This window comes from Legionella sp. (genome assembly GCF_965140895.1).
Classification (GTDB): Bacteria; Pseudomonadota; Gammaproteobacteria; order Legionellales; family Legionellaceae; genus Legionella.
In genome coordinates, this window is record NZ_CBCSKT010000084.1 from 37977 (window position 1) to 51370 (window position 13394).

Genomic DNA, 13394 nt, shown 5'->3' on the forward strand with positions numbered 1-13394 from the left:
CTATGCTTTTTGCAAATATATAATTTGTATAATGAAAATACATGACGAGCGGTTTAGTTTAGTTTACACTGGGTGCTGTAAGATGAACTTACATGACTTTTAATGGATTTTGGGAGAAAAACATGACGTTTAAGTTAAAAACTTTGAAGGAATTAAAAGGTCATTTCAACAGTACAAAGGAACAGGTACTAACTTACGAGTCGATCTCATCTTTTTCTTTTGATAAACTCGAAGAACCAAAAATGCGTTCGTCCATGAAACTACTGGAGGCTGTTTTACTAAAGATAGAAGAACAAATTAACATTTTAGCTAAAGATAGAGACGTAAAAATCACTAGAATAGACGAGAAGCTAAAAGTAGAAATTGAAAAAACAAAGCAACAAGATGGCGAAAAATCAAAATACACCCCCACCAAACTCAAAGAAGAAGCTGAAAAAACAAAGCAACAAGATAGCGAAAAACCAAAATACACCCCCACCAAACTCAAAGAAGAAGCTGAAAAAGCCAAACAGCGAGCCGAAGGTGAGTTTAACGAAAAAGTGCAATGCCACATAATGGCATACTATGGAGCCATGTTAATTGCTCAACAAGATATTAGTGCAATTGGCCGTAACCGCTCCAAAAAACTCGTCTCTGCTCTCGCTGAGGCTATAGGTATAGATAAGTTTACTCCTGTTGAGAATCAGCCAAACGCCAATGACTACGAAGCGTTCTATGTATCATTCAATGTAGTGATGCACACCCACCTCTTTCCCAGTACTGGTGCACGCAAAGGCTTTAAAGAAGAACATATGCTTTCCGCCTTACCGAAGGACGACCTGGAAAGAATTCTCACAAAAGCTTATGAATTTGAAAAAAATGCACGTATGGCTGTAGTTGGTGGTTTAGTTGCCGAAGGAAAAAGTGTTATTAAACTCACAGGATACACAGTCACAGCGGAAATGGAGACGCCTGACTCGGCTACAGAACGATTTAAATCCTTTGCTGAGCTGAAGAAGAATCTTAACTCCATAATAATTGAAGAGTTAAACGACAAAAAGAAAGGGACCATTAATGAGGTAGAGTCTCGAGCAACCCAACTTAATTTCTTAAAAAAACTTGGGGATTTATTGGAGGATTTGACCATAAAAGATACAGAAAAAACTGCTATCCTTGCAGGATCAATGTATTTGGTCCGTAGACAAATTCAAAAAAGCTACGAGGACAGTATCATTCACTTTATACGTTCTCCTGATAACTCTAAAGTCCATGAAGCATTGGGCGGGCTACTTGATGCGGCAAACATATCTTCATTTGATCATGAAGCGTTATTACAGGCAGCAAATAATTTTATTCGCTATGTTACGCTGGAAAGAAAAAACCCTGAACAAAAAACAATTAATCGAGCCCATCCATTTACCGAGATTGAGGGATTTAATTTACATGAGGTACTGAATTTGTTCTTTGAACTGATTTGCTCTAGTCGTGACAGCGCATGCAAACAAATGTTCATTGCGATGAAAGAAAGTGAAAAAGTGGAGCAACCTGCAAGTTCAAGCACGAGTTATTGGAGTTCATTGATTGGTTCATATGCTAAAGTCGGCCTATTTGGTGGTGGTAAAAAAGCAGAAAGCCCAGATACAGCGCACACTGATAGCTTGCCTTTAGATGCACCCTCTACAAGCTTACAATAACGAATAAGCTGTTCGTTTTCTGAGTAGTTGCTGTTTTGGTGGCTACTCATATTTTGCTTGCCATTATGGTTCATTTCTTCCCTTTAGATTAAGTTCTTAAATTTTGTTACAATGTCGCTTTCTTTAATATTGTTGTATCTTGCACTAATGAAAATTAAATTAATAATTAAAAACATAATTCCCGCTTTAATGCTTTTTTCAGCCCTACCCACAGTAAGTTTTGCACTGCCTTCAATGCAAGCCTTAGCTGATGAGTCTAAAAAACTAAGCAGTTATAAGGCGCCTCACTTAACCAAAAAGCTCATTTCAATTACCATCGATGATTTACCCTTTGTTGGCGAGTATCGAAATTTTCATTTAAATATGATGATTGAAACCATGAACAAACAGCGGGTTCCCGCAACAGGCTTTATTATTGCCAGCGAGGTACGTAAAGATAACTGGGAAATTCTCCGCAAGTTTCGTGATGCAGGTTTTGGCTTAGGTAATCATACCTTAACACATGCCAACCTGGGTCGACTTGGAACGAAAGAGGCGATTCGTGAAATAGGCGAGGCTGATGCGATACTATCCCCTGTATTAACAGAACCCAAATATTTCCGTTATCCTTATTTATCAATGAGTTCTGGACAAAAGAAAGACGAGATCCTTTGTTTTCTCGCGAAAAAGAATTATCAGGTCGCGCCAATCACCGTAGACTCTAAAGACTTTGTCTTCAACCAAAGATTGCTCGCTGTGCCTGAATTAAATCGACGCGCGTACCTTGAAGAATTAAAGCCATTTTATTTGGATTTTATTTGGCAACAAACCCAGCGCGCAGAAGAGAATCACAACGGCCAACAAGCGCAAATTTTATTAATCCACGCCAATCTGCTTAATGCCTATGTGTTACCGGATATCATTAAGTTATATAAAGAAAATGGCTATACTTTTGTCAGCCTGGAAAGTGCCTTAAAGACATTTAAGTCATCAATGCACTGTTCCAAGCCCCAGCTTCATTCCCAACCCCAGCCTAAACTGGGGAAAAATACTAAGGATATTGATGCCTTTGTTGCGTGGGATTAGCGCCATGATTAGGAGTACTAAGCGTGGGCTGGGGGCTGTTAAAGCCCCACCTCGGAACTCTCAAAAACTGTGTTTGCACGGCGTTAAAGCCCTGACTACGCGACTCAATAGAAGGTGATGCACATAAAATATAATTACCCTAAACATCCCTATCTATGGTACAATTATCCATATTTTGTTCACATTGACCCGTTAAGACACGATCTGAACTATCTCTCCATTTTTATTTAAGGAAATACCATGAGTTTTACATCCTTAGGTTTAATCGAACCTTTGCTGCGCGCCATTAATGAATCAGGATACACTGAGCCATCCCCTATTCAAGCGCAATCCATCCCTGCCATTTTACGCGGTCATGACCTTCTTGCCTCTGCACAAACAGGAACGGGTAAAACAGCAAGTTTCGTATTACCTATTTTACAAAAACTCCACGATCAACCTCGAGCCCAAAGCAATCATGCTAAAGTATTAATTCTCACCCCAACACGCGAACTCGCGGCTCAAGTATATGAGAGTGTGAAACAATATGGCTGCTATACACCTTTGCGTTCAACCGTAGTTTTTGGTGGCGTAAAAATTAATCCGCAAATGATAAAACTACGCAGCGGTGTTGAAATTTTAGTAGCAACTCCAGGACGCTTATTGGATCTACATCAGCAACGAGCCATCCAATTCAATGAAATTAAAACCCTGGTGTTAGACGAAGCAGATCGTATGTTAGACATGGGCTTTATCCATGACATCAAACGTATCATTAGCATGCTACCAAGAAATCGCCAAAATTTATTATTTTCCGCAACCTTTTCTGATGGTATTCGTGCCTTAGCGAAAGGATTACTAAACAGTCCGGTAGAAATCGATGTATCACCACGAAATACGACTGCCATTAAAATCCAACAAACCGTACACCCAGTCGATAAAAGCCGTAAAGCAGCCTTATTGAGCCATTTAATTCATAAAAATAAATGGGGACAAACCTTGGTTTTTGCCAAAACCAAGCACGGTGCTAATAAACTGGTAAAACAATTGTCTGAAGAGCATATCTATGCTGCAGCCATTCATGGCAATAAGTCTCAATCGCAACGAACTAAAGCCTTAGCAGATTTTAAATCAGGTGAGTTACATATCTTGGTCGCTACAGACATTGCTGCTCGTGGAATTGATATTGACCAACTGCCTTGTGTTGTCAATTTTGATTTGCCTCAGGTTGCAGAAGACTACGTGCATCGTATTGGTCGTACAGCTCGTGCCGGAGCATCTGGTTTAGCCGTATCTCTAGTTTGTGCTGACGAAATTGGACAATTACAAGCAATTGAAAAGTTAATTAAACGCAAGTTAGATCGTATTGAAATTGATGACTTTGAACCCAATCATCATCTTCCTAGTTCCTCATTGCCAACTCAACTGAGGAAAGGCCCTCCGAAAAATAGAAAGCCCTCACCCGAAAACAAGAAAAAGGCAGAAAAAAAACGATTCGGAAAAAATACGATCAAATAATGGATAAAAAGTGGCTTTTGTGGTAAAATTCGCGCCTTTTTAAACATATCTTATTGATAAAAGGCGTTTTTTATGCAATCGAAGTTAGAGCAACTTTTCTCCACACCACCAAGCGAAAATGATAGATTTCGCTCAAATAACCCAAAAAAAATAACCCAAGACTGCGTGTATTCTATTCATTCGCTAGCAACTTTAGGAGAGTTATTAGCAGAAAAGAAAAAAGGTGGCGAAGTTCCTGATTTACGCTACCTGGTCGGTCTCAATGGCGAAGCATGGTTTGCTAGAGAATCTCATACTAAAGGTCCAATCGCTCCTGCTCATTATAAAATGACGGGCTCTCCGCGAAATGCTGCTTATTGTAAAACTGCAGGTAATCTATTTTTTAGTGATGACTATTCCACTTTACTCAAACTTAATAATAAAAGTGGTGATTTCCGCCCTTCATTAAATTCCATTAAATGGATTTTAGCGATCTTTGTTGCCAATGAGGCTCACCTTCCATTTCGCTTACCTGAAGTCCTAATTATTGAAGAGCAAGGTTATAATGGTAAAGTAATAGACACTCTTCTATGCCCGATTGCCGATATTAAAAAATGGTTAAAAACTTTTACAGAAAATACCGCGCTAACATTAAGTTTGCAAAATCAAAACTCTGAAACTAAAGAAGCGTCCTACTCAAGTGAGGGTAGGAGCCTCTTCGCGGATAGAAGTAAAGGAACCCTTGCTCCAACTAAAAAAAGTAAAATATCAAAAACGCTAGCATTTGAAGATGATTCTGCATCTTATGAAATAATAAAAAAGCGACTATTTGAAGATGTTACTGCATCTCATGAAGTACCAAAAAGGCTACTATTTGAAGGCACTGAGCCATCTGAGGCGGCCTGTATAGCAGGTCAATTTGAACAGCCAATATGGAAAGCGACGACATATACGACATTAGAAAATTCGTCATTACTACTATTTGGGTCCAGACTGGCTCCCAAAACACGAGCCCCTCAATTTCCTGAACAAGAGCGATCAGTTCCACAATCGGCTGAAGAGTCTGTCCAAACCGCTCCAGCACGGAAAAAAACTAAGCTTGGACGAATAGACTTTATTAGCCCATTAACTCAGCCCAGTGAATTGGAAACAGACGAGGCGAATCCCTCTTCTCCATACGCATTTATTTAAACGCTATTTGGATTAAGCTAGATACGTCATCTCCGAACACAGCGGCCCTCCTGGATATGGTATAAGTTTTATGAAATAGTATAATACCCTATTCAGGAGAGCCTACGTCGCAAATGCCTCTGGATGACGTAGTTTTTCCCCTGACCTAAGGGGGTAATTTGGACTCACATAAAACATCTGGCTTTACTTTAATTGAACTATTAATCGTATTATTCATCCTGGCAAGCTTTGCCGTAATGGCCTATCCCTCCTATGTCTCTTTTCTGTTAAAAACCCACCGCATAGATGCCTTGACCAGTTTAAGCCAGGAACAATTGATACTTGAAGCCTGTTATGCACAAAACCACTCCTACATTAAAGACTGCGACCACTTCCCTCACGATGCACATAGCTCATCTCAAGGCTATTATCTGCTTAACCTAATAAAACCAAGCAAAACGACATATACGCTTAGGGCAATAGCAACAGGAAGCCAAAAAAAAGATCGGCATTGCGCTGAGTTTTTAATTGATCAAAACAATAAAAAAATAGCTACCGATGCTGATGGGATGGTACAAAATGATTGCTGGCTTCCGTAAATAAAATTTCCTTTACAGGTACTTACGAATTCCCTACTATGCATACTGGATAGTCCAACACTGAAATTTAAATGGAAATTTTTTGCTTTTTCCTCGGCATACTTTATACCTATACCTTTAATTTATATTTGCCCGCAATAACCTTACTGTTGTTTTACCTTAGCCCCAGATACCTCCTCATTCTCTTTTTTCTTTTAGGTTTTTGCATCGCCTGGGTTCATCAATGGTTTATTATGCCCTCAGGGCTTCCCAATAGTACTGTGATTCAACATGCCAGCATTCAGGGAAAAATCGCATCAATCCCACAGCAAAATCGCCATAAAACACAATTCCTCTTTGAATTAGAGCAATTCAATCAACATCCAGCTCAAGGCTTAGTGCAATTAGCCTGGTACACGAAAACTCCGGTATTACAAGCTGGGCAACATTGGCAATTTTCAGTAAAACTAAAAAAGCCACGCAATTTCCTTAATCCAGGTAGCGCTGACTATGTGACATCGCTTAATAAACGTCACATTATATGGACCGGTTATATTCGTGCGCGTGGTGCGCAATTAATTAAAGAAAAAACAGCGGGCTTTGACTGGGTTGAATTACGTGCCTCACTAGGGGATAAATTAACTCGATTAGCTCCGGATCAGACTATGGCAGGAATTATCGAAGCACTAACCTTAAATCTGACACGACACATTAGCCAAGAATCCTGGGAACTCTTCCGACGAACGGGGACCACTCATTTATTTGGAATCTCAGGTGAGCATATTGCCCTCATATCCGGACTCATTTATTGGCTTAGCCGCTGGTTATGGTCGCGCAGCTCCAGAGCCTGCCTCTACATTCCCGCCCCCTATATTGCCAGTAGCTGTGGTTTGCTCATCGCCTTATTTTATGCTTTTTTAGCTGGATTTGAACCGCCCGTACAACGCGCGTTAATCGGCTGCTTTTTTTACACTCTTTGCAGTATGGGCAAAAAACGTTTTACCCCTTGGCAAATATGGCGTTATGCTCTCTTCCTGGTGCTTTGTATCGAACCGCATGCAGTGTTTATGCAAGGATTTTATTTTTCCTTTCTCGCCGTATCTTGTCTATTTTTAACCCAACAACGTTGGCGACTCAAAAGCTATAAAAGTAGTCTTGCCATCCAATTAAGTTGTTTAATCGGTTTGATGCCACTCACCTTGCATTGGTATTCTTACGGATCAATTAATGGGTTCTTAGCGAATTTATTTGCCATTCCTTTAGTTGGCGTTGTTATTGTTCCCCTTGCCCTGGTAACCATGCTGACTAGCTCGTCTTCATGGGCAGAATTAATTATACATCCCTTATCTTGGTCCATCAGTTTTTTATTACAAGGCTTACATTGGACAGAACAATTAGCAGCAATTAATATCAGCTACTCATTGCACTCCATTGAATTCACCTTAGCGTTAATGGGCGCTTTACTCATGTGGGTTTTATTACCCATCAATCCTTTTCGCTGGTTTGCGTGGTTATGGTTACTACTTCCTCTGTTCCCCTCACGTCCCATCATTCAACCCGGTGAGGCATGGGTTGATGTTTTAGACGTAGGTCAAGGACTTGCTGTGAGCATTCGCACTCAAAATCATGTGTTACTCTATGATACGGGAGATCGATTTTTTCAAGGCAGCGACCTGGGAAAAATGGTCGTCTTGCCTTATCTTGATACCTTAAACATTAAAAGCCTCGATGTCATTGTTATCAGCCATCCAGACAAAGACCATCGCGGCGGACTGCAATCAATCGAAGCAGCAATCCCTGTCAAGCAACTCCTGGTCAATGAACCACGCTACTACCGCCATGGAATAAAATGTCATAACTACCCTGAATGGCAATGGGATCAAGTCCGTTTTCGCTTTTTACCTATTAGTACCCCCTTTAAAAACAAAAATAATAATTCCTGCATCCTGCAAGTAGCCAGCGCCAATGGACGTGTATTATTAGCAGGGGATGTCGAAAAAGAAGCAGAAGATTATTTGGTAACAACTTATGGTTCTCAACTGGCATCAGAGGTCTTAATCGTTCCGCATCATGGTAGTAAAACCTCATCCTCCTATCGTTTTTTATTGGAAATTGCTCCCCGTTATGCAATCGCCTCGCTAGGCCTTGATAACCGTTTTCACTTCCCTCACAACAAAACCTTAATCAGTATGAGTAGCTTAAACATTCCTTTATACCGAACCGATGAATGCGGTATGACCCAGTTTATCTTGCCTGCTCAAGGCGAGATAAAGCCACCACACTGCTTTAGTAGCATCCATACAAAATAAAGCAATTTTGGCACTAAAGTAGAAATATAAATAAACCCTGGACTATAATTTTCAAAAACAATATCAAGGACGTAATGATATGCCTCCAAGCACTGATGACATGCTAGCCAAACCAAAGCTAAATATCCCTTCTTCGCCTTATCCTAAATCGGATCATTGCAATGGTAACCTTTTTTTCAATCCTGGACTCAAGGCGACCAAAAGTTGGGGACATGTATGGAAAATGCTTAGAGAACGCAAAGGCAAAAATCCATGGCCTGGTTTTGTGGAAAATAAGGCAACCCCTGAGCTTGCAGAGCAATTAACAATTGATGAAGTATCAATTACTTATGTTAATCATGCAAGCCATCTGATTCAATTGCATAATATGAATATTTTGACGGATCCTGTCTTTTCCAAAAGAGCAGGCCCAATGTCGTTATTAGGCACCAAAAGGGTTCGTAAGGCTGGTATTGAATTAAATGAATTACCAACAATTGATGTAGTGCTTATTAGTCATAATCATTACGACCATATGGATTTACCTACACTCAAGAAATTACAACAAAAATTTCAACCCTTATTTATTGTCCCTTTGGGTAATCGTAAGTACTTAAAAACAAAATATTTTCCTAAGGTAGTTGAACTGGATTGGTGGCAAACCCAAACATTAACTAAAATGCATGCAATTACTTTAGTTCCTGCACAACATTGGTCCATGCGCACCTTTAAAGATACTAACACCGCGCTTTGGGGTGGCTTTTGGATTCAATGTAACGCCTTAAAGGTTTATTTCTGTGGTGATTCTGGCTATGGTTCTCACTTTAAATTGATTCAAGAACGTTTAGGTGCTCCGGACATTAGCATATTGCCGATAGGAGCTTATGAACCACGCTGGTTTATGCAAGATCATCATATGAATCCTGAAGAAGCCATATTAGCCAGCATTGATTTACAAAGCAGCTTAAGCATCGCAACGCATCATCAAACCTTTCGTTTGTCTATGGAAAAAATCAATGACCCAGTAATTAATCTAAACCGCCGCCTGATTGCTCATGGGCTTACCACAAAAGAATTCATGGCACCAGAAACCGGTGAAACAGTTACTTATTGCAAAAGCCTTAAGCTTGATCCGACAAGCCCGATAAACACGTAGGACTCTTAGTGGTTGTAGGCTGGGTGGAAAAACCAAGGAAGTTTTCCTTAACCTGACCACCCGTATTATAGCGCAGCGTAATACAGGGATCGAAGCTTGCTTCAAGTCCAATCCCCGATTACGCATTGCTCCATCCAAGCTACGTTCCCTTCATGTTTTCATATCCTGGACCTGGTGAGGGCTCTCAAGAAGATCCCTCACTACGTTCGAGACAATTAACTTGCTGCTTCTACATTCGCGCTATTTAAACTACTCGTATTCCTTTTCAATTCAAAAATACGGTATAAATTTAATGGCAATAACAATGAATGCAAAAGAAAAATGGGATGCAAATCACTACCAAGAGCATAGAGAATAAATGCAACATTGGAGCTAATTGCAATTAAACGTAATGTTAAAATGTTCTTAACATAAAACGTTGCAAAAACTAAGAAAGAAGCAACATATCCTATCAGTTCGATCATTGAGTCCATTTCAATACCCTCACTCTTAGAATCCTCAAGATCCAACATACACCTAGTAAGATAAGCCTGCAAGCGCTTTACTAGATTGTGGTTCTTTAATCTTTCATTTCAATCAACTCTAAAGCAAATCGCTGAAAGATTGTAATCTGAAAGAGGTCACGATACCAGTCGAAAAAGTTACTGATCCATTAACTGAGTTATTAAGGAATGGGGCTCGAGATTTAATTAGGCAAGCGGTTGAAGCGGAGTTAGGGGCGATGTTGTCTGATTATAAGGGTTTGTCTGCAAATACAGTGTGTCGATTGAAAAGTCAGTGGTTGGAAGAGCACCAGGCTTGGCAGTATCAGGATTTAAGTGAAAAACGGTACGTTTACTGGTGGGCTGATGGCATTTATAGCCATGTTCGCATGGATGAACGTTTGTGTTTTCTGGTTATTATCAGCGTAACGGAGCACGGCCACAAAAAGCTGGTTGCTGTGAGTGACGGATATCGTGAGTCATCGGCAAGCTGGGAAGAATTACTCACGAGCTTGCGCCAAAGAGGCCTAACTCATTCACCAAAATGGTCTGCTGGAGATGGTGCACTGGGATTTTGGAACGCTCTCAGCAAAGTATATCCCGATTCACGCCACCAACGTTGCTGGGTGCACAAGACTGCGAATGTACTGAATAAACTACCAAAATCGGTTCAGCCTAAAGTAAAAGCGGCATTGCATGAGATTTGGATGGCCCCTACTCGCAAAGAGGCTTATAAAGCCTTCGACAATACAGTGGAGTTGTTCAGTGCCAGATATCCCAAAGCTATGGAGTGCCTGAGCAAAGATAAGGAAGAGTTACTGGCGTTCTATGATGTTCCTGCAGAACACTGGATTCATATTCGAACAACGAATCCAATGGAATCGGCTCAGAAGCGCTGGATAAAAATTAGAGGATTTAATCTGTTAACACTGGTTGTGAATAACGTTAAATTTGAAGATCGAGTACAGGTTGCCGAACAATCAGACAGGAAGGCCGCCTAATGCCATACACCCGATTTGACAATAACTCATGCCGGGGTGACCTATTACCATGATGCCATTACCAATAATGGGACAGCTACTGCGGCAACGCAAGTAGCTCTCCGAATGCGTTTGAATGATTATTTCTATGTATGCTTTATTTATTGAATAGAGCATTGTTTGTTGTCTTTTCCCATAATCGCATCATAATCCGTTTTACTCAATTTCATAATAAAAACGTCTTTTCCATTTTCTGATAAATGCATAACAGATTGCGCATCCGCCGCTAAACGTCCAATATTTGATAATTCCTGCTGTAACTTTTCAAGGTCAGATAAATTGGAGAATTTCAATTGCAGGTATTCACCCTCTTCTTTTTTCTCCGCATTATTCAGTAACCCCTGGATAGGTGAAACGTCTTTGCCCCACGGCCCAAAAAAACTGCTTTTTTGTTGGTATTTGCTCGTGTACGTTGATTTATTAGCCAGTTCCTCGTTGAGCGAAGTAAGCTCCGTGTTTTGTTTATTCAAAGGTTTTTGGAACGGTTTATATTCTTCCGAAATAACCATTAATCCTGAAATAGCCTCAGGCCAATTAACTGTTTTAGAAGGAAAGCCGAATAAACCACGCGGAGTCGTAATATCAGAGCGCCCATGCTCTGTTATGGTCATATATTGGACTAATTCCGTCATCCGCGCAACGCCTCTAAAATTAGTTGTGATACCAGGGTATAATTCTATTATCCTACAAAATAACGCATCTAGTTTTTGGCTATCGTCGGCTTTCAAGACGATTTTACCCTCGTCGATTAATTTAGGGTTCTCACTAGGTAGTTCTTGTTTTTCCACCCCATATTCACTACATAACTGAGTTAGATTAATTACCTTCTTACCAAAATTTTCAGATAATTCAATGATGTTGGGGAGTTTTTGATTAACACTGAACTCATTTAAGTAATTTTTAATTAAATCGGGGGTCTTTTCCCACCAAAAGCTATATTCCAAAAAATACATAACAAAATGAGCCTCATTAAACTCTTTTTTGTCATAGTCCATAGAGCCATTACACGCAGAGACATAGCCAGTAAGCCGTTTTAGAAAAGATAAAATATCACCATTGTCTCTTAGGGTGATAATAGACTCATAATAAATATCCGCCTCATCCCATTCTTGTTCACAAGCCACTAACCCAGATGGTTCAAAGGATACAAACCATTTAGTGCCAACTAATAGCCCTAATTTTATTTTATCCGGGTTTTGTTTGTCATGCATAATCAAAAAGCCCACATCAAAACAGGGTTTGTCTCGTGGTTTGATGTAGCGCGAAACAAACTGCATATTTGCTTTTAGGAAATCCGAGCCGATGTAATTGGCAGCTACCTCGTCTGTTGCCGCATTACCAAGTTTTTCTTGGACTTTGGTGATAAATTGAGACTGATACTCGCTCTTATCATTAATCTTATTAATATTTTTAAAAAATAGCGCTTTTCTACTTTTACCCAGTTTCTGTTTCAACCCTTTACTGAGTTTAGCGTTTAAGTCGTCGTCAAAATTAAATAAGCTCATCGCGTTAGCTCCCCAGTAAAAATCTTATAAACGATTCAATGTTCATTTTAAAAAAATGATATTCTAGTACGTGCATTCTTAATAAAACCAAATGTTTTAAACATCGATTAAGGCTAAGCGTGCATGAGTAACATGAGTACATTTATTTTATATTAAAGGCCTGAGATATTCAAATAAAAACCAATTTGAAATTAAAATACTCAAATACAAGGCGCTACGCTCAGAGCCAACTAACGTTGGCAGGAAAAGAGCAGGTTTAGAGCATCACTCGCCGATAAGGCCGTAAATTCCCACTCCTCTTGTTATTTGCTCTATCAATAAAACCGGGGATGTTTGCAGCCCTTCATAGCTTTGGTCGCGATTTAAAGCTCAATCCCCATATTCACATCTCCACCACCCGAGGAGGATTAAATAAGCAAGGAACTCGCTTTGTTCCCTTTTACTTCAAAAAGAAAGTGCTTATGAAGATGTGGCGCTATCGGGTAGTACAGTTATTAAAGAAAGCCTATAGAGAAAGCATGCTAGTTTTGCCTGAAAGCTTAAAAAATCTTTGCCCTTCATTGGTCCATTTTAGCACATGGATTAATCGCCGCCCTGGAAAACTCTGGATAGTTCATGTAGCAAAGCCACCAAAAGATCCCAAAGCGGCCATTAATTATTTGGGGCGTTACCTGCTGTAGGCCCCCTATTAGCCACGGCCGGCTGCGTCATTATAATTGGCAATACGTTGCCTTTAATTTTTTAAATCATAAAACCAACCAGCATCAGGATGCTCACTGCACCACGGAAGAGTTCATCCGCAGATTAATACAGCACATCCCGAAAAAGAACGTTAAGATGGTGCGTTATTATGGGTTTCTGGCTAACCGTGTTCGTGGTGAATTGTAAGCCCGTAAAAATTCCCACCTATTCTCAAGCAATAGAATTTAATACACTTATAGCACATTGCAATTGCTGTTGT

General features: G+C 40.0%; 12 protein-coding genes. 10 read left to right on the forward strand and 2 right to left on the reverse strand.

Annotation, left to right across the window (positions count from 1 at the left end):
* The first annotated feature begins 122 nt into the window (after window positions 1–122).
* From ACQY7T_RS09790 to ACQY7T_RS09820, 7 genes are all read left to right on the forward strand, one after another.
* Window positions 123–1673: a hypothetical protein gene (locus ACQY7T_RS09790; RefSeq protein ID WP_428413036.1), complete on the forward strand. Its 1551-nt coding sequence runs from the start codon at window positions 123–125 to the stop codon at window positions 1671–1673.
* 234 nt (window positions 1674–1907) lie between these two features.
* Window positions 1908–2738: a polysaccharide deacetylase family protein gene (locus ACQY7T_RS09795; RefSeq protein ID WP_428413052.1), complete on the forward strand. Its 831-nt coding sequence runs from the start codon at window positions 1908–1910 to the stop codon at window positions 2736–2738.
* A 240-nt stretch (window positions 2739–2978) separates the two neighbouring features.
* Window positions 2979–4235: a DEAD/DEAH box helicase gene (locus ACQY7T_RS09800; RefSeq protein WP_428413038.1), complete on the forward strand. Its 1257-nt coding sequence runs from the start codon at window positions 2979–2981 to the stop codon at window positions 4233–4235.
* 72 nt (window positions 4236–4307) lie between these two features.
* Window positions 4308–5405, forward strand: coding sequence for a hypothetical protein (locus tag ACQY7T_RS09805; protein WP_428413040.1), 1098 nt, complete (start codon window positions 4308–4310; stop codon window positions 5403–5405).
* 158 nt (window positions 5406–5563) lie between these two features.
* Entirely contained in the window at window positions 5564–5983 is a 420-nt protein-coding gene (locus ACQY7T_RS09810) for a type IV pilin protein (RefSeq protein ID WP_428413041.1), read from the forward strand.
* 71 nt (window positions 5984–6054) lie between these two features.
* Complete coding sequence (locus ACQY7T_RS09815) at window positions 6055–8271, forward strand: DNA internalization-related competence protein ComEC/Rec2 (protein ID WP_428413042.1); 2217 nt, start codon at window positions 6055–6057, stop codon at window positions 8269–8271.
* A 79-nt stretch (window positions 8272–8350) separates the two neighbouring features.
* Window positions 8351–9406 (forward strand): MBL fold metallo-hydrolase, encoded by a 1056-nt coding sequence (locus ACQY7T_RS09820; protein ID WP_428413043.1) that lies wholly within the window; start codon window positions 8351–8353, stop codon window positions 9404–9406.
* Between the two features lie 215 nt (window positions 9407–9621).
* On the opposite strand, the gene ACQY7T_RS09825 is transcribed toward ACQY7T_RS09820, so the two are convergent.
* Window positions 9622–9879, reverse strand: coding sequence for a hypothetical protein (locus ACQY7T_RS09825; protein ID WP_428413044.1), 258 nt, complete (start codon window positions 9877–9879; stop codon window positions 9622–9624).
* A 122-nt stretch (window positions 9880–10001) separates the two neighbouring features.
* Here ACQY7T_RS09825 and ACQY7T_RS09830 point away from each other — a divergent pair, with 122 nt between their 5' ends.
* Window positions 10002–10889, forward strand: coding sequence for an IS256 family transposase (locus tag ACQY7T_RS09830; RefSeq protein ID WP_428413054.1), 888 nt, complete (start codon window positions 10002–10004; stop codon window positions 10887–10889).
* 140 nt (window positions 10890–11029) lie between these two features.
* Here ACQY7T_RS09830 and ACQY7T_RS09835 read toward each other — a convergent pair whose 3' ends face one another.
* On the reverse strand, window positions 11030–12433 hold the full coding sequence (locus tag ACQY7T_RS09835; protein WP_428413046.1) for a hypothetical protein: 1404 nt from the start codon (window positions 12431–12433) through the stop codon (window positions 11030–11032).
* Between the two features lie 329 nt (window positions 12434–12762).
* Between ACQY7T_RS09835 and ACQY7T_RS09840 the strand changes: the two genes are divergently transcribed.
* Both ACQY7T_RS09840 and ACQY7T_RS09845 read left to right on the forward strand, forming a co-directional pair.
* Window positions 12763–13113: a transposase gene (locus ACQY7T_RS09840; RefSeq protein WP_428413048.1), complete on the forward strand. Its 351-nt coding sequence runs from the start codon at window positions 12763–12765 to the stop codon at window positions 13111–13113.
* A gap of 22 nt (window positions 13114–13135) precedes the next feature.
* Window positions 13136–13321, forward strand: coding sequence for a transposase (locus tag ACQY7T_RS09845; protein WP_428413056.1), 186 nt, complete (start codon window positions 13136–13138; stop codon window positions 13319–13321).
* Window positions 13322–13394: the final 73 nt, after the last annotated feature.